Source organism: Mycobacterium pseudokansasii (assembly GCF_900566075.1).
GTDB classification, from domain to species: domain Bacteria; phylum Actinomycetota; class Actinomycetes; order Mycobacteriales; family Mycobacteriaceae; genus Mycobacterium; species Mycobacterium pseudokansasii.
Window position 1 is genome coordinate 4,562,435 of record NZ_UPHU01000001.1, and the last position, 22,134, is coordinate 4,584,568.

General features: G+C 67.0%; 17 protein-coding genes and 1 pseudogene. 10 read left to right on the forward strand and 8 right to left on the reverse strand.

From position 1 onward, the window contains the following. Positions 1-60 precede the first annotated feature (60 nt). Positions 61-1,227, reverse strand: a complete 1,167-nt coding sequence (locus EET10_RS20525; protein WP_423793593.1) for an adenylate/guanylate cyclase domain-containing protein — start codon at positions 1,225-1,227, stop codon at positions 61-63. Further along, positions 1,224-2,612 (reverse strand): amidase, encoded by a 1,389-nt coding sequence (locus tag EET10_RS20530; protein WP_122502833.1) that lies wholly within the window; start codon positions 2,610-2,612, stop codon positions 1,224-1,226. Before EET10_RS20530 ends, EET10_RS20525 begins: the two co-directional genes overlap by 4 nt. 78 nt (positions 2,613-2,690) lie before the next feature. Between EET10_RS20530 and EET10_RS20535 the strand changes: the two genes are divergently transcribed. The 3 genes from EET10_RS20535 (at position 2,691) to EET10_RS20545 (ending at position 7,651) form a co-directional block, all read left to right on the forward strand. Next, entirely contained in the window at positions 2,691-3,119 is a 429-nt protein-coding gene (locus tag EET10_RS20535) for an HIT family protein (RefSeq protein WP_036400448.1), read from the forward strand. Between the two features lie 9 nt (positions 3,120-3,128). Beyond that, a complete protein-coding gene (locus tag EET10_RS20540) occupies positions 3,129-3,593 on the forward strand; it encodes a nitroreductase family deazaflavin-dependent oxidoreductase (RefSeq protein ID WP_036400450.1) in 465 nt (154 codons plus the stop codon). 98 nt (positions 3,594-3,691) lie between these two features. Further along, a complete protein-coding gene (locus EET10_RS20545) occupies positions 3,692-7,651 on the forward strand; it encodes a diguanylate cyclase domain-containing protein (RefSeq protein WP_246013664.1) in 3,960 nt (1,319 codons plus the stop codon). A gap of 49 nt (positions 7,652-7,700) precedes the next feature. Here the strand turns inward: EET10_RS20545 and EET10_RS20550 are convergent, their stop codons facing one another. The 3 genes from EET10_RS20550 to EET10_RS20560 form a co-directional block, all read right to left on the reverse strand. Next, positions 7,701-7,979 carry a hypothetical protein gene (locus EET10_RS20550; RefSeq protein WP_051490317.1) on the reverse strand — a complete coding sequence of 93 codons (279 nt, stop codon included), beginning with the start codon at positions 7,977-7,979 and terminating at the stop codon, positions 7,701-7,703. A 299-nt stretch (positions 7,980-8,278) separates the two neighbouring features. Next, positions 8,279-9,406 carry an FAD-binding protein gene (locus EET10_RS20555; protein WP_036400454.1) on the reverse strand — a complete coding sequence of 376 codons (1,128 nt, stop codon included), beginning with the start codon at positions 9,404-9,406 and terminating at the stop codon, positions 8,279-8,281. A 2-nt stretch (positions 9,407-9,408) separates the two neighbouring features. Beyond that, a complete protein-coding gene (locus EET10_RS20560; RefSeq protein WP_036400455.1) occupies positions 9,409-10,236 on the reverse strand; it encodes a uracil-DNA glycosylase in 828 nt (275 codons plus the stop codon). A gap of 59 nt (positions 10,237-10,295) precedes the next feature. Between EET10_RS20560 and tap the strand changes: the two genes are divergently transcribed. The 7 genes and pseudogenes from tap to EET10_RS31050 all read left to right on the forward strand — a co-directional run bounded on the left by tap (position 10,296) and on the right by EET10_RS31050 (position 18,205). Further along, on the forward strand, positions 10,296-11,549 hold the full coding sequence (gene tap / locus EET10_RS20565) for a multidrug efflux MFS transporter Tap (protein WP_036400463.1): 1,254 nt from the start codon (positions 10,296-10,298) through the stop codon (positions 11,547-11,549). Between the two features lie 120 nt (positions 11,550-11,669). Continuing rightward, the gene (locus EET10_RS20570) at positions 11,670-12,989 is read left to right on the forward strand and encodes an FAD-binding oxidoreductase (RefSeq protein WP_122502834.1); all 1,320 of its coding nucleotides are present in this window, start codon (positions 11,670-11,672) and stop codon (positions 12,987-12,989) included. Positions 12,990-13,216: 227 nt separating this feature from the next. Beyond that, positions 13,217-14,458, forward strand: a complete 1,242-nt coding sequence (locus EET10_RS20575) for a cytochrome P450 (protein WP_051490318.1) — start codon at positions 13,217-13,219, stop codon at positions 14,456-14,458. Then, a complete protein-coding gene (locus EET10_RS20580; protein ID WP_036400468.1) occupies positions 14,458-15,039 on the forward strand; it encodes a TetR/AcrR family transcriptional regulator in 582 nt (193 codons plus the stop codon). Before EET10_RS20575 ends, EET10_RS20580 begins: the two co-directional genes overlap by 1 nt. 85 nt (positions 15,040-15,124) lie before the next feature. Then, complete coding sequence (locus tag EET10_RS20585; RefSeq protein ID WP_122501864.1) at positions 15,125-16,810, forward strand: IS1634 family transposase; 1,686 nt, start codon at positions 15,125-15,127, stop codon at positions 16,808-16,810. A gap of 661 nt (positions 16,811-17,471) precedes the next feature. After that, positions 17,472-17,894 (forward strand): annotated as a pseudogene (locus tag EET10_RS31045) (PPE family protein); the annotation flags it as partial. A 110-nt stretch (positions 17,895-18,004) separates the two neighbouring features. After that, positions 18,005-18,205 carry a hypothetical protein gene (locus EET10_RS31050; protein ID WP_036400469.1) on the forward strand — a complete coding sequence of 67 codons (201 nt, stop codon included), beginning with the start codon at positions 18,005-18,007 and terminating at the stop codon, positions 18,203-18,205. A gap of 170 nt (positions 18,206-18,375) precedes the next feature. Here the strand turns inward: EET10_RS31050 and EET10_RS20595 are convergent, their stop codons facing one another. The 3 genes from EET10_RS20595 to EET10_RS20605 all read right to left on the reverse strand — a co-directional run bounded on the left by EET10_RS20595 (position 18,376) and on the right by EET10_RS20605 (position 22,037). Next, positions 18,376-19,092: a siderophore-interacting protein gene (locus EET10_RS20595; RefSeq protein WP_036400470.1), complete on the reverse strand. Its 717-nt coding sequence runs from the start codon at positions 19,090-19,092 to the stop codon at positions 18,376-18,378. A gap of 84 nt (positions 19,093-19,176) precedes the next feature. After that, positions 19,177-20,316: an acyltransferase family protein gene (locus EET10_RS20600; RefSeq protein WP_122502442.1), complete on the reverse strand. Its 1,140-nt coding sequence runs from the start codon at positions 20,314-20,316 to the stop codon at positions 19,177-19,179. Then, positions 20,313-22,037, reverse strand: a complete 1,725-nt coding sequence (locus tag EET10_RS20605) for a DEAD/DEAH box helicase (protein ID WP_036400472.1) — start codon at positions 22,035-22,037, stop codon at positions 20,313-20,315. The genes EET10_RS20600 and EET10_RS20605 overlap by 4 nt, the downstream gene beginning before the upstream one ends. Positions 22,038-22,134 lie beyond the last annotated feature (97 nt).

Below are 22,134 nucleotides of genomic sequence, written 5' to 3' on the forward strand. Positions count from 1 at the left end.
AGAGTCGCTCCGGGCCTGCCCATATGCGCGATGGACAGTCCTCCGGACCGGCCTGCCCAATCAGGGCCGCCGGTCGCCGCCGTCGCCTCGACGCACCCGGAACAACTTGGCTTCATTCTTGATGCCCTTGAGGCGACGGGTGCCGGCGAATGACCACTCGAACCCAGCGCCGTCACCGACGGACTCCCAGACGGAATCGGCGACCAGCACCGTGCCCGGCCGCGCCACCCCGGTGACCCGGCTGGCCGCGTTCACCGGACTGCCGAACCAGTCACCAGCCCGGCTCACCGCCATGCCGGACGCAACCCCTGCGCGCAACCGGGGAAACGCCGCATCGGTGTCGACGACCTCGACCAACTTCAGGACCGTGTCCAACAGGGGCACCGGATCCGGGCAGACGAACATCACCGCGTCACCGATCGTCTTGATGAACCGCACCGGCGGAGCGGTCAGGTCACGCGCCAGCTCTGCCAGCCGGCCGGCAAGATGCCCCAGCTCTTCGGCCGACACCACCTCACCGAGCTTGGTGAAGCCGACGAGGTCGGCGAAGGCGACGGTGACCTGGCGCGCGCCCGGCAACGGCTTGCCGGCGGCTCGCTCACCGGCATTGACGGCCTCGGTTTCCATCATGTGCCGCAACTGCATAAACAGCATGTCCTGGATCATCGGGCCGAGCAGCGGCACGATCCGGCTCACCAGCGCCTGCGACGCCTGGGCGATCTGCACCTCGGTGACTCCCGGACGCATGATCGCCGACAGCGCGGTATAGCGCATGACCTCCGCGGCGTGGGACAGGCCCTCGGCGAGAACACGCACCACCATGACGATTTGATCGGGATTCAGCCCCAGCTCGACGAACCGCTGCGCGGTCGCGGCGGCTTCACCGTCGGCTCGCATGTGTACGGCCGCGTCCGGGTCGTCGACTCTGGCTAAACCGATGGCGCGCTGCACCCGCTGCAGCAGAGTGAGGTCAATGCCGTAGGTCTCGCTGATCTCGCGGGCGGATACGTATGTGCCATCGTCGCCGATCAGCCGGCGGGTGGCCAGCAGCAGCGGCGGGTTGGCCAGCCGGATCTCGTCAGCGGTGATGCCCTGTTCGAGCAGCCACTCGATCAGCTCGGCGCGCTCCGCGCGTGCCGTCCCGTCGAGCCCGTCGAGCAGATCGGCGACATCGCGGTCGATCGGCTCGGGCACGTGTTCCACGGGGGCCTCCCCTGTCGCTGTTATGACACCGGCGGCCGCCGGTGCGCCCACGGGCGGGCCGCTTCGACCTGCGCGGCCAGCGACAGCAGGGTCGCCTCGTCATAGGGCCTGCCGACGAGTTGCACCGACATCGGCAGGCCGTCGTCGTCGAAGTCCCACGGCACCACGGCGGCGGGCTGGCCGGTCAGATTCCAGACCTGTTGGTAGGGCACCCGTTGGGCCGCCAGCAACAGCGTCGACACCGCGCCCCGGCGCTGATAGGCGCCGATCCGGGACGGGCCGGCCGCCGTGCCCGGGGTGACGACGACGTCGACGTCGTCGAAGATCGACTGGATCCGGCTGCTGAGCGCGGCTTCCGCGGCGCGCAGGGCCGCCATCCGGCGGTCCGAGAAGAACGAACCCATCCGGGCTATAGCGCGGGTGCGCGGTTCGAGACGCTCCGGATGCGCCTGCGCGTCGGCGTCGTCGCTGATCCCGCGCAGATAACGGGGAAAGAAGTTGGCGTACAAGGTGGCCGGATATTCGGGGTCTTCGACCACCACATCGTGGCCGAGATCGCGCAGCAACGCACCCGCCTGGTCGACCGCCGCCAGTTGCGCCTTGCCGACCCGGACCGGAAGCGGCGTGGGAACCTTGGTGCTCAAGGCAATTCGCAGCCGTCCGGGTGCGCGGGCGGCGGCATCGACGAATTCGCCCTCGGGACCGGGCACCGTGGTCGTCACGTCGAGCAGCAGCGCGGCGTCCCGCACCGTGCGCGTGATCGGGCCGTTGACGCTGAGCCCGTACCAGGCGTCGTCGTGGGGCTCCAACGAGATCCGGTCACGTTGCGGCTTCAGCCCGAACACTCCACACCAGGTCGACGGGATGCGGATCGACCCGCCGCCGTCGGATCCGAACGCCACCGGTGCCAACCCGGCAGCGACTGCGGCGGCACTGCCGCCACTGCTGCCGCCCGGGGTGCGAGAGGGATTCCATGGGTTGCGGGTCGCCCCGAACGTCAGCGACTCGGTGTAGGGCATCATCATCAGCTCGGGCACATTGGTCTTGCCGATGATCACGGCCCCCGCGGCGCGCAGCCGGCGCACCAGCTCCGCATCGGCGGTCACGGCCGGACCGTGCCCGCCGCCGCCGTAGGTCGTCACCTCTCCGGCGACGTCGACATCGTCTTTGACCGCGATCGGCACGCCAAGCAGCGGCAGCCGCTCGCCGGCGGCGAGGCGCTGCTGGGCCACCTCGGCCTCGTCGCGCGCGCCGTCGTAGCGCACCACGCGGTAGACGCGCAACTGGCTGTCCAGCCGCTCGATTCGTTCCAGATAGACCTCGAGAAGCACCGGTGCGCTGATCTCACCGTCGGCCAGCATTTGCGCCTGCTCCGTAGCGCCGGCGAAGGCGAGCTCGCTAGGGTCCACTGCCGCAGCGTATCCCGCTGCATCGGGCGGTTCCAGGCGGTCCCGCGTAGTCAGCGGCCCGCCCAGTACCGTGGCCATATGCCCTGTGTGTTTTGTGCGATCGTCGCCGGTGAAGCCCCAGCCATCCGGATCTACGAAGACGACGGCTATCTGGCCATCCTCGACATCCGCCCGTTCAGCCGCGGCCACACCCTGGTGCTGCCCAAACGACACACCGTCGACATGACCGACACCCCGCCGGACACGCTGGCCGACATGGTCACGATCGGCCAGCGGATCGCCAAGGCCGCCCGCGCGACGGAATTGGCCGACGCGACCAACATCGCGATCAACGACGGCAGCGCCGCCTTCCAGACGGTGTTCCACATTCACCTGCATGTGCTACCGCGGCGCAACGGCGACAAGCTGGCGCTTGCCAAGGCGATGGTGCTACGCCGCGACCCGGACCGTGAGGGCACCGGGCGAATCCTGCGCGAGGCGTTGGCCCGGATCGACGCCAGCCAGTAAAACTGCACCATGAGCAATCTCACGCCGTTCGAGCGATTAGTCGGCGCGCCCCTGTTGCGACTGCATGACACCGTCTACCGGAAGACCAATGGGCGCATCGGGCACCGCATCCCGGGTGTTCCACCTTGCCTGCTGCTGCACACCGTTGGCGCCAGGACCGGCCAGCCGCGCACCACGTCGCTCGCCTACGCGCGCGACGGCGACTCGTATCTGATCGTCGCCTCCAACGGCGGCGCCGAACGCCACCCCGGCTGGTACCACAACCTGCGCAAGCATCCGCAGTGCGAAATCAACCTCGGCTCACGGCGATTGGCGGTGACCGCACGACGGGTCACCCCGGACGACGCGGACTACTCCCGGATGTGGCACCTGGTCAACAAGAACACCGCGAATCGATACACCGCTTACCAACGCCGGACGCCGCGGCCCATCCCTGTCTTTGCGTTGACCCCGGTCCCGCAAACGCGGGCGTAGTCAAGCCGGACCGGTCGTCACGGATTATCCTGCGCTAGAGCGCGCGGTGAAGCTGCCAATTGTCACCGGCAATGGGGTGCAAAGCGACTGGAGCGGCTATGAAACGCGGCACGCCCAATCCGTGGGGGCGCTTCGGACTGCCGGCGCGCGCTGGTTGGCTCGTCGGCGGCGGATACACCATCGCGGTGGCGCTGACCGCGGCGATATCGATCGGGGGCTGGCCGGGCGGCTACCTTGCTCGGCCGGTCAACCAGCTTGTGCCGGTGTTGTCGTTGCTTTTCACTGCGGGATGTGCCGGCAACGCGGCCCGCTGCGCGGGTGGGCGCCGCAGATTGGGATGGCTGGCGCTGACAGCGGCGCTGGCGGGGTGGACGGTCGGTGAGGTCATCTGCGCCCTGTCCGAGGTGTGCCCACAACTCGATCACGCCGCACACCCGACGGCCGCTGAGATGGCGCTGTGGTGGTATCCCGTCGGGGCCACCGCGTCGTTGGTGCTGCTGTCCGATTCCGTTCGCCGGGTGCCCTGGCGGCTGATCCTCGACGGTGTCATCGTCGCGACGTCGCTATTCGTGGCCTCGTGGGTATTCATCCTCAACAAGGTGGTACGGGACGCCAGCAGCTCGCGGCCCGTGATTTTCACCCATGTCTTCGCCGATGTCGTCGTCATGACGGTTGCGATTCTGGTGTTGTCGCGAACCCTTTCCGGCGCGCGGCCCAGCCTAAGCCTGCTAGCCGGCGGGATCACCGTTATCGGCGGCGTCGACATCGTGATCGTGTTCCAGACCGGGATCGGCGGCTATCACACCGGAGAGTTGGTCGACCTGCCCCGAGTGGCCGGCCAGGGACTGGTGGCGCTGGCTGCGCTGGCCAGTGTCCGGGAGTCCCCGACCGCAGTTTCCGACGGGACCAGCGAGACGGGTGCGGAGGTCACGTCCCGGATCCGGCTGTGGTTGCCGTACCTGCCGCTGGTGCTGGCCGCGGCGATCGGCCTGGGCCACCTCTTGGACCAGGTGCGGCGGTGGCCGTTCCTGTTCGCCGCACTCGGCATTCTGGTGGCCGCGGCGCTGGCCCGCCAGCTCGTCGTCCTGGTCGAGAACCAGGCTTTACTGGCTGAGGTGGCGCAGGAAGCGTCTCGCGACAGCCTGACCGGTCTGGCCAATCGGACCCGGTTCCTCGGCCGATTGGAACGAGCCATCGCCGCTCGGGATCAGCGCCCCACACCGATCGCGGTGTTATGCCTCGACCTGGACAACTTCAAGCAGGTCAACGACGCCCTGGGTCACCCGGCCGGCGACGAGCTTCTCGTTCGGGTCGCCAGCTTGCTGACCGCCTCCCTGGACGAAACGACGACCATCGCCCGGCTGGGCGGGGACGAGTTCGCGGTGCTCATCGAAGGCTCCGTCGAGGAAACACAAGCCGCGGCGCATCGGGTACTCGGCGCATTCGACGCGGCGATCGTCATCGACGGCGTTCCGGTCACGGTACGTCCCAGCATCGGGTACACGGTAGCCACCGCGGGATCGAACTGTACCGTCGATGAGCTTCTCCGGCATGCCGACCTGGCCATGTATGCCGCCAAACGCGAAGGCGGCGAACGGATCCGCAGTTTCGTGCCGGATGTGCCCGTCCCCGATGCGCTCACACGGCATGCCGACGCGCCGATATCGACCATCAGCGTTGCACCGGAAACCACCCCCGCGTGCGGGACCGCCGTGGACAGTGGCGGCCCTACGGTGCCCGGACAGGACAAGACGGCACCGCTGCTGCGACGGCTGGCCGGCTTCGCGGCGGCAACACCGGCCCAACGGGACCGCCCGCCACGCCGCGGAGTTCGGTGGCCGCCCGTAGGCGTCCGGATTGCCCTGGCGCTGCTGACAATCGGCGTCGCCGTCTACACCGCGCTCACCGTGCATGCCGGTCACAGGGTCTTCGCCGAATCCTGGTATCCGGCGCTGAACCTGCTGGCGGCTGCGGTGATTGCCGCTCGCGCCTATCACATTGCCGCCGGCCGGGTGGCGTGGTCGCTGATTGCGGCCGGACAGGCATGCTCAGCCTTGGGTGACGTCGTCTACTGGCTGTGGGTGCCCGACGGTCAGTCGCCGTCCTCGGCGGATCCGTTCTACCTGGCTTTCTATCCGTTCGGCTACGCCGGGCTGCTGCTGCTCATCCGGGCGCGGCTGAAGAGGGTGCCGGTTGCGGTGCGCCTCGATTCCCTGATCTGCGGATTGGCCGGCGCCGCGGTTGCCGCCGCCCTGACCGCGGGGCCCATTCATGCGGCGGCGGCCCGCGCACCGGCCACCGTGCTGGTGGGCCTGGTGTATCCGTGGGGCGATCTGGTCCTGCTGGCCCTTGTCGCCGGCATGCTGCCGATCCTGGGCTTGCGCAACGAGTTTCGCTGGATTCTGCTGGTCGCCGGGTTTACGCTGTTCGCCGCCGCCGACACCCTGTATCTCTTAGAAACCGCCGCGGGTTCGTACCGGGTGGGCACTTGGTTCGATGCCCTGTGGCCGGCGTCGTCGCTCCTGGTGGCCGTGGCCAGTTGGGCTCCTTGGTCGTCGGCGGAGCCCGCACCGAAACGTGGACTCGGTTCGTACGCCACACCCGTAGCCGGCACCGTCGTGGCGCTGGGAGTTATTGTGCTGGGCCCGCACTCGCGGATCGCGGGCGCTTTGGCCGCGTTGAGCCTGATCGCGGTCGCGGCGCGGTTCCCGGTGGCTTTCCGGGACGTCAGCGTGCTGGCCGAGACCCACCAGCACGCCATGACCGACGCGTTGACCGCGTTGCCCAATCGGCGTTCGCTGGCGACTGCCCTGACGGCGCTGTCGGTGAACGCGCCTGATTTGGCGCCCCGAGCCCCAGCACGTCGAGCGCTGCTGTTGCTGCATCTCTACGAGTTCGACGAGATCACCGGTTCGGTCGGTCGTCACTTAGCCGAGGAGTTGTTGTGCCGCATCGCGAATCGCCTGTCACAGCATGTGCGTCCGGAAGACCTGCTGGCGCGCACGGGTGACAGCGAGTTCGCGATCCTTTTGAGCGACGGCGCGGATCTCATAGCCGCACGCGCCCAAGCGGGTCGGCTGCTCGATGCCTTCGGTGAACCGTTCAAGCTGGATCCGATAACAGTGCAGGTCGATGCCCGCATCGCCATTGCGCTCTACCCCGACCACTGTGACCATCCGCAGGAGCTGCTCAACCGCGCCGAGACGGCGATCCCGCACACCAAGAGCGCCAAAAGCAAAGTCGTGGCCTATGACTCGGCGTTTGAGCTGTATCGCGACAGCGATCCCGCCCTCGTCGATGATCTACGCGCCGTGCTGTCGAACGGTAACGAACTGATCTGTCACTATCAGCCCAAGATCAACGCCGACGACGGTAGCGTCCACAGCGTCGAGGCACTGCTGCGCTGGCAGCACCCCAGCCGGGGGATGCTGCTGCCCGAGGAGTTCCTGCCCGCCGCCGAACGTGCCGGGCTGATGCGCAGGGTGGCCAACCGCACCCTCGATCTCGCGCTCGCCCAGCTCCGGTCCTGGCGTGATCAGGGCATGAATTTTACTGTCGCCGTTAATCTTTCGACGACAAATCTGCTTGACCTGGATCTGGAGGGCACGATCGAGTGGCTGTTGAAGGCCCACGGCGTGCCCGCGGACGCTCTCATTATCGAGATCACCGAAAGCACCCTCGCCGACTCGGTGCGGTCCCGCAATACCGTCGCGGCGTTGCAGCACCTAGGCGTTCGCATCTCGCTCGACGATTACGGCACCGGGTGGTCGTCGCTGGCGCGCTTGCAGGACGTCTCGGTCGACGAACTCAAACTCGACCGGGTGTTCGTGGCACGACTGGCCCTGGACCCTCGGTCGGTTGCGATCGTGCGGTCGACGGTGGCGCTGGCCCACAGCCTGGAAGCGGACCTGGTTGCCGAGGGAGTCGAAGACGAGGTGACCTTGAGCGCGCTGCGGCGCTACGGTTGCACCATCACCCAGGGCTTCGTGCACAGTCCGCCGTTGCCGGCGGACGAGGTGGTGCAGTGGATCAACAGTCATGTGCCGGATCCGGCTTGACGGCCGCCTCGGCCGGCGGGCCGGTCGACCGCAGCCGGCTCGCGTCGGCTCAGCAGCGGGTGCGCCACCGAGGTACCACCCGCGGCCGATGCAGCGATAGTCGTGAGCCGGCGGGCAGCTCCCCGGTGGCGGCGAGCCCTTCCGGGATCGCGCTCGCAACCGGCCCGTCCGTGGCATCTTCGCCGTCGGCAACCAGCCGCACGAGCTGGTCGAGAGCTTCCTGCGGAGTGCTGGCCAATGATGACACGACCGGTATCTCGTTGCAGTGGGCCGCGTATTTGTCGTGTCCGGGCGACCAGACGACGCGGTAGCTGTAGCGGTGAACCATACGCAAAGGCTCCTTGTTCCGTCCTGGCTGGTGTCGGCGAGTCACGGACTGCCGGATACGGTCGAAGCTCACCGTTATTAGCAGACAATGGGTTTGCGGCGCAGCGCGGCTTGATCGACCACCGGGAGAAGGGCTGGCGGACCGAACCCACCTAGCCGTCACAAAGTCTACCGGCGCCGACGGAGACGTCTCTGGACCTCGACCGCGACACGTGCCACTGTGAGCGATCACACCTACAGCGCATGACGACCGGCGGCATGGCCGTGGTGTCGATCATGGCCGGCGATTTCGCGGCCGGGTCAGCGCCGTTGGTAGTCCTCCAGCGTGAGCGAGTCCACGACGCGTTCGAACTCTTCCTGGGGTATCGGTTCGCCACCGGGGATGTTGTCGCTGACCAGCCATTGGTTGCGCTCGACGTAACCGCTGAATTCGGCGTAGTAGTTGGCAAAGCCGCGCTGGTAGTCGGTGCCGGCGGCCGCGAGCTCGCCGGCCAGGATATAGGCGCCCAGCAGGGCAACACTGGTCCCTTGCCCGGACAACGGCGAACAGCAGTATGCCGCGTCGCCCACTAGCGCGACCCTGCCCTTGGACCAGCGGTCCATCACGACCTGCGACATCTCGTCGAAGTAGAAGTCCGGAGCCGATTTCATGTAGTGCAGCAGCTGCGCGCGAACCCAGCCGTCGGTGGCCATCCGCCTTTCCAGCTCGGCGAATTGAGCCTCTTTGTCGCGATAATCGATCCGCAGATCGGGGTCCATGAATCCCAGTGCGGCGCGGGCCTCGGTGTTACCCCGCGCGCTGTAGACCCCGGCCATGGTGGCGTCCCCGTAATGCCACTTCTGCCAATAGTCGAGCTCCAGAAAGTTGGGCACGGTGAAAATCGCCGCGAAAGTGCCCAGCCTCTTGATGAATTGCTCCTCGGGACCGAAAACCAGCCGGCGCACGTTGGAATGCAATCCGTCGGCGCCGATGACGAAGTCGAAGCTGCGGGCATCGGCGCGCTCGAATGTCACCGCGACCGAGGCGCCGTCGTCGTCCAACGCGGTGATGCTGTCACCGAAGAGGTATTCGGTCCCCGGTTGGGTTGCGCCGTAGAGCAATTCGATGAGATCGTCGCGCAGCAGCTCGATATTGGGATTGTCGATGGGACCGCCGGTCGGTGTCGATTCGGTGTCCCGGGACAACTCGTTGCCGTCGCGGTCGACGACCGAGGCGCCGCGGATGCCAGTCTTGCACGCCTGCGCGGCGGCCAGCAGCCCCATGCGCTCCAGCACCGTCAGCGCCGGACCGCGGACATCGATCGCCTGGCCGCCCGGCCGCAGCCCGGGGTGGCGCTCCACCACCGTGACCGAATAGCCTTGCTGCCCAAGCCAGTACGCAACCGCAGTACCGGCCACACTGGCACCGGAAACCAGAACTGTTCGCACCCTTACTCAATTCCTGCCAGAGCCTTGGCGTCGCGGATTACGTCGTCGAGCATTTCCGGAGTCAACTTACCGGTGAACATGTTCTGCTGGCTCGGGTGGTAGCAGCCGAGCAATCGCAGTCTCGACCCCAACACGGCCACAACACCATGACCGAACCGGGGCTTGGGCTTGGCGAACGCGCCAGACATCCGCAGCGCGATCTGCCAGGCGAACCCGCCCAGGGCAACGATCACCCGGACGTCCTCGGAAACCAGCCGCCACTCGGTGTCCAGCCAGGGCGAGCAGGCCAACCGCTCGGCCGGGGTGGGCGCGTTGGCCGGCGGCGCGCACCGCACCGGTGCCACGATCCGAATCTGGTTGGCGCGCAAGCCGTCCGCGGCGTCGACGCTGGTCGGTTGGTTCACCAGGCCGGCGCGGTGCAGCGCCGCATACAGCTGATCTCCGGACCGGTCGCCGGTGAACATGCGCCCGGTCCGGTTGGCCCCGTGCGCTGCCGGGGCCAGACCGACGATCAACAGCCGGGGCCGCTCCGAACCCCAGCCCGGCACCGGCCGTCCCCAATACGGCTGATCGGCAAAGGCCCGGCGCTTTACGGCGGCGACGTGTTCCCGCCAGCCCACCAGTCGGGGACAGGCCCGGCACACGCTGACCAGGGCATCGAGTTCGGGAATCGAGTGTGCCGCGCCGGCCAGTTGCACAACTTGTGCGGCATCGGCGGCCACCGGGGTCTGCGGTGTCGCCGGATCGCCCGGCCAGCCGGTTCCGGGATCCACCGGAGACCCGAATGCCCGGCCGGTATTCGGATGCATGAGCACACCAACATCCTGCACGGCGCGGAAATTCGCTGGTCCCCGATACGGCCGTGACGTTAGATTCAGCCGCGATACCCATGAACAACAACAGCCGCGGCCCGGTGTTTCTGATCCTGTTCGCCACTTTGATGGCGTGTGCGGGCGACGGTATCTCGATCGTGGCGTTCCCTTGGCTGGTGTTGCAGCGCGAAGGCAGCGCGGGGCAGGCGTCGATCGTTGCCGGCGCGACCACCCTGCCGCTGCTGTTCTCGACGCTGATCGCGGGCACCGCGGTCGACTACTTCGGCCGTCGTCGGGTGTCGATGGTGGCCGACGCCCTATCCGGGACCGCGGTGGCCACCGTCCCGCTGGTGGCCTGGGCGTTGGGCACCGGTGCCGTCAACGTGGCGGTGCTTGCGGCACTGGGCGCCTGTTCGGCCGCCTTCGACCCGGCCGGGATAACCGCGCGCCAGTCGATGCTGCCCGAGGCCGCAGCCCGGGCGGGCTGGTCGCTGGATCGGGTCAACAGCACCTACGAGGCCATCCTCAACCTCGCCTTCGTGGTGGGTCCGGGCATCGGCGGCGTCATGATCGCAACGGTCGGCGGCATCAACACGATGTGGATCACCTCGGTGGCGTTCGGGTTGTCCATCCTTGCCATTGCCGCCCTGCGGCTCGAGGGCACCGGCAAGCCGCATCACACCACCCGCCCCGAGGGGCTGGTTTCCGGAGTTGCCGAGGGACTTCGGTTCGTGTGGAGTTTGCGGGTATTGCGCGCGCTGGCGCTGATCGACCTGTCCGTGACCGCGCTGTACCTGCCCATGGAAAGCGTGCTGTTCCCCAAATACTTCGCCGACCGCCACCAACCGGCCCAGCTGGGCTCGGTGTTGATGGCGATCTGCCTGGGCGGACTGGTCGGCGCACTCGGCTACGCGACGGTGTCGAACTACGTGAGCCGGCGCACGATCATGCTCACCGCGGTGCTCACCCTCGGTGCCGCGACGGCTGTCATCGCACTGCTGCCGCCATTGCCGGTGATCCTGGTGTGCTGCACAGTGATCGGGCTGGTCTACGGGCCGATCCAGCCCATCTACAACTACGTGATGCAAACCCGGGCGCCGCACCATCTGCGCGGCCGGGTGGTCGGAGTGATGACGTCGCTGGCCTTTGCCGCCGGCCCGTTGGGACTACTCCTGGCCGGCCCGTTGACCGACGCAGCCGGACTGAACGTGACGTTCTTGGCGTTGGCGCTGCCGATCTTGCTGACCGGCCTGGTGTGTACCCGGCTCCCATCGCTTCGGGAACTTGACCGCGCGCCCGAAGAGATGCCTCGGCAAAGTTCGCCGGTGTAGCGGGTCAGCTGCCGAGGATGCGGAGCTTCTGCTGCTCGACCGGCCCGTAGGATCGATCCGGTGGACGGTCCGGCGAGTGCAGAGTTGCTGGCAAGCCTGATCGGTAGCCTGCCGGAGGGGATGGTCGTCACCGACCCCGCCGTCACCGACGGCTACCGTCACGACCGCGCCTTTGATCGGTCGGCGGGCAAGCCGCTGGCCGTGGTCCGGCCGCGCCGCACCGACGAGGTGCAAACCGTCCTGCGTTGGGCCACCGCCAACCGGGTACCGGTGGTCACCCGCGGAGCCGGCACCGGATTGTCGGGCGGGGCCACCGCTTTGGACAACGGAATCGTGCTGTCGACGGAGAAGATGCGCGACATCAGCATCGACCCGGTCACCCGGACCGCGGTATGCCAGCCCGGCCTGTTCAATGCCGAGGTGAAGCAGGCCGCCGCCGAACACGGCTTGTGGTATCCGCCGGACCCGTCGTCGTTCGAGATCTGCAGCATCGGGGGCAATATCGCCACCAACGCCGGTGGTTTGTGCTGTGTGAAGTACGGCGTCACCACCGACTATGTGCTGGGAATGCAGGTGGTACTGGCCGACGGCACCGCGGTCCGGTTGGGCGGGCCCCGCTTGAAGGATGTGGCCGGGCTCTCGCTGACCAAGCTGTTCGTCGGCAGCGAAGGCACGCTGGGCGTCATCACCGAGGTGACATTGCGGCTGCTGCCCGCGCCGCATGCGTCGAGCATCGTGGTGGCCAGCTTTGCCTCGGTGGAGTCGGCCGTCGAGGCGGTGCTCGGCGTCACTTCGCGGCTTCGCCCGTCAATGCTGGAGTTCATGGATTCGGTGGCCATCAACGCCGTCGAGGACACCATGCGCATGGACTTGGATCGCGGTGCCGCGGCCATGCTGGTCGCCGGCTCAGACGAGCGCGGCGGCGCCGGCGCCGAAGACGCCGCGGTCATGGCCGGCGTCTTCACCGACAACGGTGCCACCGAAGTGTTTTCGACCGACGACCCGGACGAGGGCGAGGCGTTTGTCGCGGCTCGTCGATTCTGCATCCCGGCGGTGGAGACCAAGGGATCGCTGTTGCTGGAAGACGTCGGGGTGCCCTTGCCCGCGCTGGGCTCGTTGGTCACCGGCATTGCCCGGATCGCCGACGAGCGCGAGCTGATGATCTCGGTGATCGCCCATGCCGGCGATGGCAACACCCATCCCCTGCTCGTCTATGACCCCGCAGACGTCGCAATGACCGAGCGCGCCCAGCTCGCGTATGGCGAAATCATGGACCTGGCCGTCGGGCTGGGCGGCACAATCACCGGCGAACACGGCGTCGGCCGGCTGAAGCGGCCGTGGCTGGCGGGTTACCTCGGGCCTGACGCGATGAATCTCAACCGGCGCATCAAGCAGGCATTGGACCCGCTGAGCATCCTCAACCCCGGCAGCGGGATCTGATTGGTCGCAGTCTCTTCGGGGCGATTCATGCGGCCACGGCGTCGACTGAGCGGCCAGGGCGTACGACTGTGCGGCCAGGGCGTCGACTGTGCGGCCAGGGCGTCGACTGTGCGGCCAGGGCGAGCCCAAGGCCCGCGGCGGCGCCCGGGCCTCACTGTGGAATCCCTGGACGCACACTCGATGCCGCACTGTTGACAGATAGCCGATAGCTGTCGTATCAATGAGACATGACAGCTCTAGTGTCTCATAAGGCTCCGCCGGTGTTTCAGCTCGCCAATGCTGAAACATGGGCCAATCCCTGGCCGATGTACCGGGCACTGCGAGACCATGACCCCGTCCACCACGTCGTCCCGCCCGGAAGCCCGGGCCAGGACTACTACGTGCTGTCCCGGCATGCCGACGTCTGGGCAGCGGCCCGCGACCATCAGACGTTCTCCTCGGCACAGGGGCTCACGGTCAATTACGGTGAGCTGGAGTTGATCGGGCTGCAAGACAACCCGCCGATGGTGATGCAGGACCCGCCGGTGCACACCGAGTTTCGCAAGCTGGTATCGCGCGGTTTCACTCCCCGACAGGTCGAGGCGGTAGAGCCCAAGGTGAAAGAGTTCGTCGTCGAGCGCATCGAGAGGCTGCGCGCCAACGGCGGCGGCGACATTGCCGCCGAGCTGTTCAAACCCCTGCCGTCGATGGTGGTCGCGCACTATCTCGGGGTGCCCGAAGAGGATCGCGCCCAGTTCGACCGCTGGACCCAAGCCATCGTCGCGGCCAACACTGCCGAAGGCGGCATCGCCGGCGCACTGGAAACGGTCGGCGATGCGGTCGGCACGATGATGGGCTACTTCACCGGATTGATCGAGCGCCGCCGAACCGAACCCGGGGACGACACGATTTCACACCTGGTATCCGCCGGGGTCGGGGCAGACGGGGACATCGCCGGCACCCTTTCGATACTTGCCTTTACGTTCACCATGGTCACCGGTGGCAACGACACCGTCACCGGAATGCTTGGCGGGTCGATGCCGTTGCTTCAGCAGCGGCCCGATCAGCGGCGGCTGCTGGTGGACCAACCAGAACGCATACCCGATGCAATCGAGGAACTACTGCGGCTCACCTCGCCCGTACAGGGCTTGGCACGCACCGTCACCGATGACGTGAAGATCGGCGACACCACCATCCCGGCGGGCCGCAAGGTTTTGCTGCTATACGGGTCGGCCAACCGCGACGAGCGCCAATACGGGTCGGACGCAGGTGAACTCGACGTCGCCCGGTGCCCGCGCAACATCTTGACCTTCAGTCATGGTGCGCACCATTGCCTGGGTGCGGCGGCGGCGCGCATGCAGTCACGGGTCGCCCTGACCGAACTGCTGCGCCGCTGCCCGGACTTCGAAATTGACGAGCCCGCAATCGTGTGGTCCGGGGGCAGCTACGTCCGCCGGCCGTTGTCGGTGCCGTTTCGGGTGCGGTCGTAATGGCCGGAACCGATTGGCTGGCTGCGCGCCGCACCGAGGTGGCCGCAGACCGCATCCTCGACGCCGCTGCGCAGCTCTACACTGAGCGCGACCCGGGCTCGATCGGCATGAACGAGATCGCCAGGGCCGCAGGATGTTCTCGCGCGACGCTGTACAGGTACTTCGACAGCCGCGAGGCGTTGCGGGCTGCCTATGTGCACCGGGAGACCAGGCGGCTCGGTCGTGAAATCATGCAGCACATCAGCGGGGTCGAGGATCCGCAGGAACGGCTCGTCGCGAGTATCGCCGCTACCTTGCGGATGGTGCGCGAGAGCCCTGCGCTGGCGGCGTGGTTTGCCGCGACCCGTCCGCCCATCGGCGGCGAGTTGGCCGGACAGTCGGAAGTAATTACCGCTCTGGCCGCTGCGTTCCTACAGTCACTCGGCTCCGGTGACGGCGCCGGCCTCGAACGCCGGGCCCGTTGGGCCGTGCGCGTGATCATCTCGCTACTGACGTTCCCGGGACGGGACGAAGCCGACGAGCGGGCCATGATCGAAGATTTCGTCGTCCCCGTCGTGGTCCCGGTATCGGCCTCCCCCTAGCGGGAGTTTCCGGCCTTTTTAGTTGATCGGCGTGTCTTTCGTTGTGGTGCTTGAGGTTTGTGTGACGAGAGAGTATTACCCATATATGGCGTCGATCGTGGGGAAGCGCCGCGGCAAGCAGACCTACTACTACCTGGTGGAATCGGCGCGGGTGGGCGGCAAGCCGCGCATCGTGTCCCAGCAGTATCTGGGCAGCGCCGATGAGGTGCTGGCCAAGCTGTCGGCGACGCCGAGCGGGCAGCCGATCCGCAGCCAGCACAAGCAGTTCGGGGATCTGGCGGCGGTGTGGTCGACGCTGAGGCGGCTGGACGTGGCCGGGATCGTCGACGAGGTGGCGCCGCGTCGCGCGGACGCGGCCGCGTCGGTGGGCACCTACATCGCGCTGGCATGCGCGAACCGAATCGTCGACCCGTGCTCCAAACGCGAATTCGCCGACTGGTGGGCCAGCACGGCCGGGCCGCGATGGGTGAAGCTGGGCCGCGCCGCGCTGGATCACCGCCGGTTCTGGGACGCGATGGACCGCCTCGGCGAGAGCGAGCTGCGCGAGATCGAGACCCGGCTCGGGCGGGCGATGGTCGGCGAGTTCGGGCTGGATTTGACCGGGCTGGCGCTGGACATGACCAACTTCGCCACCTTCATCGACACCGGCAACGCGAAGGCGTCGATCGCGCAGCGCGGCAAGGCCAAACAGAAACGCACCGATCTGCGGCTGGTCGGGTTGGCGCTGGTCATCACCCGCGACGGCGGGGTGCCGGTGATCAGCCACGCCTATCCCGGTGATCGGCCTGATGTCACCCAGTTCCCCACGGTCATCGACGAGCTGGTGGCCCGCTACCGCGACCTGGTGTCCTCGGTCGAGTCGCTGACCGTGGTCTATGACGCCGGGCAAAACAGCGGCGACAACCACACGGTCGTCGAAGAGCACGGGATCGGGTTCGTCGGGTCGCTGCCGCCCAGCGATCACCCCGACCTGCTGGGCATCCCGGCGCGCGACTACCGTGTCGTCGACGAAGACCGCTATCCCGGGCTGACTTTCGTCGACACCACCGTCACCGCGCTCGGGGTGACCCGCCGCGCGGTGCTGACCCACTCGGCGAACCTGGCGGCCAAGCAGGCCCGCGGCCTGGACCAGACCCTGGCCAAGGCGCGGCGTCGGCTGGCCGAGCTGGCCGCCCGCCTGGCCCGCGGCCACACCCGCCGCGACCGCGACAAGGTGCAGGCCCAGATCGCTGCGATCTGCAAACCCCGCTGGGTGGCCGATATCATCACCGTCACCCTCACCGGCGAGCAGCCCGCCGAGTTGCGGCTGGCCTGGCACACCGACAGCAAAGCCCGAAAACGCTTGGAACAACGAATCTTCGGCAAACGGATCCTGTTCACCAACCGCGACTGGCCGGTGCCCGACATCGTGGCCGCCTACCGCTCCCAATCCGACGCCGAATTCGGCTTCCGCCAGCTCAAGGACCCGCACGTGGTCTCGTTCAGCCCAATGCACCACTGGACCGACTCCAAGATCCGCGTACACGTGTCCTACTGCGTGCTCGCCTTGGCCGTCGCCCACCTGATGCGCCGCCACGCCGACCAGGCTGGGCTGCACCTGTCCGTGCGCGAGTTACTCGACCAGCTCGCCGGCATCGAAGAAACCGTGCTGCTCTACCACGACGGCGGCAAGGGACGCCCCCGCGTGCAACGCATGCTCACCGACACCACCCCCACCCAACAGAAACTGGCCGACCTGTTCGACATCCACCAATACGCACCCACCCGCTGACCCCGCCGGGCCCCTCACAGCGAGTTGGGTAATACACCAGCGCTGCCCGAAAAAGCCATCCCACCAGGCGAAACCAGACCCACAATCAAGAAAGGCCGGAAACTCCCGCTAGCCACTGCACAACGTCATGATGCGGCTGCCGGCCGTTCGCGCCACCAAGATGGTCCATCGAGCTTCCCGCGGCAACCCGCCACTTCCGCCGGTACCGCCGCCGAGGTTTGGGCATGCGAAAACACCTGCCGCCTAAGCGCTTCTTTCATGAGCGCGTGCGGCCGGTGCACAGCGCCGGCCGAATTTGTTTAATCCCGTCCTGGCACGGCGTCCGCGTTCTAAGATAAGGCGAATCCTGCGCCGGGGGCTTGGCGCTTCGGCGCGCGGACGGGAATGTTCAGCCGGGGTGGAGGGTGGTTTCCGCGGCATGTCGGTAACGCGCAGCAGACGGCGCGTCTTGCCCGGGCGGGCGGCCGGTTATGGGGAGCCGGCTTTGCGTTCTCGCCCGGTTGACGACGGTTACCGACGCAGCGACGCGGTCGTTGGCAACTGGGGTCCGGTTTGCAGCCAGGGGAGCCCGCCGGAGTGGACGCCGACGAGGCACGGCTACGTGCAGTGCAAGCAACTGAGTTGAGTGCCTCCAACGGAAGGATCGACAATGTCGTACGCCATGTTTCCCCCAGAGATCAATTCGGCACTGTTGGCTACCGGCGCCGGATCGGGTCCGATGCTGGCGGCGGCAACAGCCTGGGGTGAGTTGGCCGGCGAGTTGAGCTCGGCGGCAGCATCATTCGCATCGGTGACCTCGAACCTGGCGTGCGGAGCATGGCAAGGTGCGGCAGCGACGAAGATGACCGAGGCGGCCGCGCCGTATGCGGCGTGGCTCGCCACCGCGGCTTCCCATTCCGAGGGCGCGGCCTGCCAAGCCGGCGCCGTGGCGGCGGCTTTCGAGGCGGCGATCGCCGGCGCAGTATCGCCCGTGATCATTGAGGCGAACCGGGCTATCACCCGGGCCCTGGCAAATACCAACATCTTTGGGTTCAACATCCCGGCGATCATGGCAATGGAAGCCGAATATGAGGAGATGTGGGCCCACGATGTGGCGGTGATGCTGGGCTATCACCTGGGCGTCTCGCAGGCCTGGTCGCAGTTATTCCCGATTCAGCAGTTGCTCAAAGGCCTGCCGCGGATACCCACACTGCCGTGCGGGAACCCGCCACCCACGACAACGCCGCCGCCGGTGACACCGCCACCACCCACGACACCGCCACCGCCCACGACACCGCCGCCGCCGGTGACTCCACCACCCACGACAACGCCGCCGCCGGTGACCCCGCCGCCACCTCCGAGACCCACACCGGCACCGGCCCCGGCGCCCACGCCACCTCCCAGACCCACGCCTAGGCCCGTCCCGCCCATACACCGAGTCCCGGTGGAACCGAGGGTCCCGACGGTACCGGTGATGCGGAAGTAATCGACGCGCCGGGCACACCGCCCCAGACGGTGGCGATCACGCTCCGTGCCCGCGGTTGACCCTGCCAGCGCAGACCTCGGGTGCGGTCACGATGTACCGGTCAGGCCATCCAATAAGCTTGTGCCTTAATGGATTTGCGCGGAATGCCGAAGTCCTCACGCAGTGCCTTGGCGACCGAGCGGGTGGTGCGGGTGCTGCTGGCGACCCAGCCGAAGTAATCGCCCGCGTCGAACGCCGCCCCGCGCACCGTCTCGACCAGCGCGTTGCCGTCGTCCTTGCGATCCACCCACGTCACGTCGTCGGTGCGGGCGACCGGTAGCGATTTGTCCTCGTCGTGGCCGGCCTCGAGAAACACTCGCGCGGGGGCGGCGCCGATCGATTCGAGCAAGGAGTTGATCGCCGGCAGTGATGCGGTGTCGCCGACGATGACGTAGCCGCCGGGTGCCGGATCTGGGATGGCGAACTTGCTGCCCAGCACCGTCGCCTCGATGGTGTCGCCGGGTTGCGCGTTTCGTGCCCAGTCCGACGCGATGCCCTCGTGCAGGGCGAACTCGACATCGAATGCACCCGCAGCCGGATCGGGGTCGACCAGTGTGTAACCGCGCTGGTGCGATCTGTCGCCATCGGAGAACCACATCCGGATCCACATGGTCGGATGTACGGCATGTTCACCCAACATCCCGCCGTCATCGAAGCTCAACCGCAGGTAGTGGGGGCTGATCTCGCGCCAACCGGTCACCGTCAGCCGGTAGTCTCCGGCCCGCATGAGCTTCAACACCGCACCCTGCCAGCCCCGTGACGCCTTGTGTTCGGTCATGAGTCGTTGTTGTTCCTTCGTCGTATTCGCATCAATTTAGGGCAGGGTAACCTAAAAAGCTGAACGACCGGACGGCGCCGACACCTACGTCTTGACTCGGGTAAACCGGTGCAGCAGCCATGCCACCGGGATGGTCACCACCATCGTCGCGATGAAGAGCTTCAGCATCGACCCGGTGTATACCCGGTAGCGGACCACGTGAACCATGGCGAATTCCATGGTCACCAGGTGGACCAGGAAGATCTCGTAGGAGATCTCACCAAGCCACACCATCGGTCGGCTGGCCAGCAGCCGCGAGTACCAGCCCTGATCGCCGAGGGCCAGCGGTGCCACCGCCAGCGTTGCGATCACTGCGTAGAAGCACGCCTTGACCACTGCCTCGGTCACCGCCGACGGCGAGGTCGTGGGCGCGCCGGCGATCGGCGTGGAGGCGATGAAATAGCAGATGGCGGCCAACGGCAGTGCGGCAAACGCGTAGCAGCGCACTCCCATGGCCTGCAAGACGGTCAGCATCATGCCGCCGAGAAACCACGCCAGGTAACTGGGTAACCAGAGGCGAGCTCCGTCGGGAAACCAGCCAACGGTGTGGATCAGGACCAACCAGACCGGCGTGATGGTTGCCATTCCCGCCAGCGCCCCGACCATCAACCTGGGCTGCCAGCGCCGCCGGCTGACCAGCACCAGGAGCACGTAGGCCAGGAATGGCAGGGCCACGTAGAAAGCTGCCTCCACCGCCAGGCTCCACATCTGGGTCAGCCCCTGATGAAGATAGGAACCCAGATAGCCATCGGTGTAGATCTGGGTCAACGTCAGGTTGCGCACCAGCCCCATCCAGCTGTGTCCGGGGTTGGGCCCGGCGGTGCGGAAGTGGTAGATCACATAGGCGATCAGCACGACGACGACGTAGGCCGGCATGATCCGCCGCACCCGATGCCAGGCATAGCGGCTCAGCGAAGGTGGAGGGCCGTCGGTGGCGGCAGAGCGCACCCAGGGACGGAACAACAGGTAACCCGACAGCACGAAGAAGATCGGCACACCGATCTCCATCCGGGACGACACCAGACCCCAATAGCCGTGGGTGTACTTGCCGGTGGTGTAAGCCGCATGGGTGCCGACCACCAAAAGGGCGGCGACTGCCCGGATTCCGGTCAACGACGCGACGCGGTCCACGTGTGAGATCTGCTCGAGTCCGCCTTGCTCGTCCTCGGCCTTGAACAGGGTCATCCGACCCGTTTCCGGCGTGTCTTGCCACTGTCGGAGCGGCGTGCCTTGTCGGCTGGCCGGTCCGGCCGCAGGTCGATCAATACGCCCGAGATCCGGGTGTGCTCAAGCTTTTTGAGGGTCGCGCGTGGCAGCTTGGCGGGCAGTTCCACCAGTGAGAAGTCCGCTGCAATGGCGATGTGCCCGAAATCGCTGCGGTGTAACCCTCCTTCGTTGGCAATTGCGCCGACGATTGCTCCCGGGCCGATCTTGTGACGCTTGCCGACCGAGATCCGGTACGTGCTCAGCGCCGGGCCGTTTCTGCGCTTTTCGTGCCGTTCGGCATGCTGGTCGGTCACGCGTTTCTTGGTCTCGCTGCGCCGCTCGGGTGGAGGTTCGGCTGCCAGCAGGAATGCCTCGCCGTCTCGCGACTGCAATGCCAACGCTGCGGCGATGTCGGCCATCGGGACATCATGCTCGCGTTCGTAATCCTCGACCAGCTTGCGGAACAGCTCGACTCCAGGTTTTGCGAGCGCGTCGGTGATCGAGTCGGAGAACTTAGCCATCCGCTGGGCGTTGACGTCCTCGACGGTGGGCAACTCGGCCTCGGTCATCGTTTGCCGGGTGGCTTTTTCAATCGCCTTGAGCAGGTGGCGTTCGCGCGGGGAGACGAACAACAGCGCGGCTCCGGAGCGGCCGGCCCGGCCGGTGCGTCCGATGCGGTGCACGTAGGACTCGGTGTCGTGCGGGATGTCGTAATTGAGCACATGCGAGATGCGTTCGACGTCGAGTCCGCGGGCCGCCACATCGGTGGCGACCAGGATGTCGATGCCGTTGGGGCCGCCTTCACGCAGCGCCGTGATGGTCCGCTCCCGCTGCGCCTGCGGAATGTCGCCGTTGATGGCCGCGGCGGAAAAACCTCGGGCCCTTAGCTTTTCGGCAACCTCCTCGGTCGCCTGCTTGGTTCGGACGAACACGATCATCGCCTCGAAGGGCTCGACCTCGAGGACTCGGGTGAGGGCGTCCATCTTGCGCGGACCGGCCACTTGGATGTAGCGCTGCGAAATGTTCTCTGCGGTAGCTGTTTTCGCTTTGGACGTGACTTCCAGGGGATCGTGCAGGTACTTGGTGGTGATCTTGCGGATCGCCGAGGGCATGGTCGCCGAAAACAGGGCAACCTGTTTGTATTCCGGGGTGTCGGACAGGATGCGCTCGACGTCCTCGGCGAAACCCATGGCCAGCATCTCGTCGGCCTCGTCGAGCACCAGGTAGTCCACCCGAGACAGGTCCAGCGTCCCGCGTTCCAGGTGGTCGATGACTCGACCGGGGGTGCCGACGATGATCTGCGCGCCGCGCCTCAGCCCGGCCAGCTGTACGGCATAAGACGACCCGCCGTAGATCGGCAGCACGTTGAGCTTGGGCAGATACGCCCCGTAGCGGCCGAAGGCTTCGGCTACCTGCAGGGCCAGCTCCCGGGTGGGCGCCAGAATCAGCGCCTGGGTCGCCGTGCTGGTGACGTCGATCTTGGACAGGATCGGGATCGCGAACGCGGCGGTCTTGCCGGTGCCGGTCTGCGCCAGCCCCACCACGTCGGAACCGGCCATCAGCGCCGGAATCGTTGCCGCCTGGATGGCCGTCGGCGACTCGTAGCCGACCGCAGCGATCGCCCGCAGGACCGAGGGATGGATCTGCAGGTCGACGAAGGTGTCGGGAGGAGCGACGGGCATGTTGTCCGAGGTGACCATTTCACACGGAGTTTAGCCGGGATCCACCGCTATGCCGTACGGCACGGTGGCCGATCGGCTGCCGGGGGGGGCGGGACAGGAGCACCGCAACCAAGGC

Bases quoted from the DNA above. Each gene is read 5' to 3' on its own strand.
- EET10_RS20535 (WP_036400448.1), top strand. From the start codon at position 2,691: ATGCCCTGTGTGTTTTGTGCGATCGTCGCCGGTGAAGCCCCAGCCATC.
- EET10_RS20540 (WP_036400450.1), top strand. From the start codon at position 3,129: ATGAGCAATCTCACGCCGTTCGAGCGATTAGTCGGCGCGCCCCTGTTG.
- EET10_RS20545 (WP_246013664.1), top strand. From the start codon at position 3,692: ATGAAACGCGGCACGCCCAATCCGTGGGGGCGCTTCGGACTGCCGGCG.
- EET10_RS20550 (WP_051490317.1), bottom strand. From the start codon at position 7,979: ATGGTTCACCGCTACAGCTACCGCGTCGTCTGGTCGCCCGGACACGAC.
- tap (WP_036400463.1), top strand. From the start codon at position 10,296: ATGAACAACAACAGCCGCGGCCCGGTGTTTCTGATCCTGTTCGCCACT.
- EET10_RS20570 (WP_122502834.1), top strand. From the start codon at position 11,670: ATGGTCGTCACCGACCCCGCCGTCACCGACGGCTACCGTCACGACCGC.
- EET10_RS20575 (WP_051490318.1), top strand. From the start codon at position 13,217: ATGACAGCTCTAGTGTCTCATAAGGCTCCGCCGGTGTTTCAGCTCGCC.
- EET10_RS20580 (WP_036400468.1), top strand. From the start codon at position 14,458: ATGGCCGGAACCGATTGGCTGGCTGCGCGCCGCACCGAGGTGGCCGCA.
- EET10_RS20585 (WP_122501864.1), top strand. From the start codon at position 15,125: ATGGCGTCGATCGTGGGGAAGCGCCGCGGCAAGCAGACCTACTACTAC.
- EET10_RS20595 (WP_036400470.1), bottom strand. From the start codon at position 19,092: ATGACCGAACACAAGGCGTCACGGGGCTGGCAGGGTGCGGTGTTGAAG.
- EET10_RS20600 (WP_122502442.1), bottom strand. From the start codon at position 20,316: ATGACCCTGTTCAAGGCCGAGGACGAGCAAGGCGGACTCGAGCAGATC.
- EET10_RS20605 (WP_036400472.1), bottom strand. From the start codon at position 22,037: ATGGTCACCTCGGACAACATGCCCGTCGCTCCTCCCGACACCTTCGTC.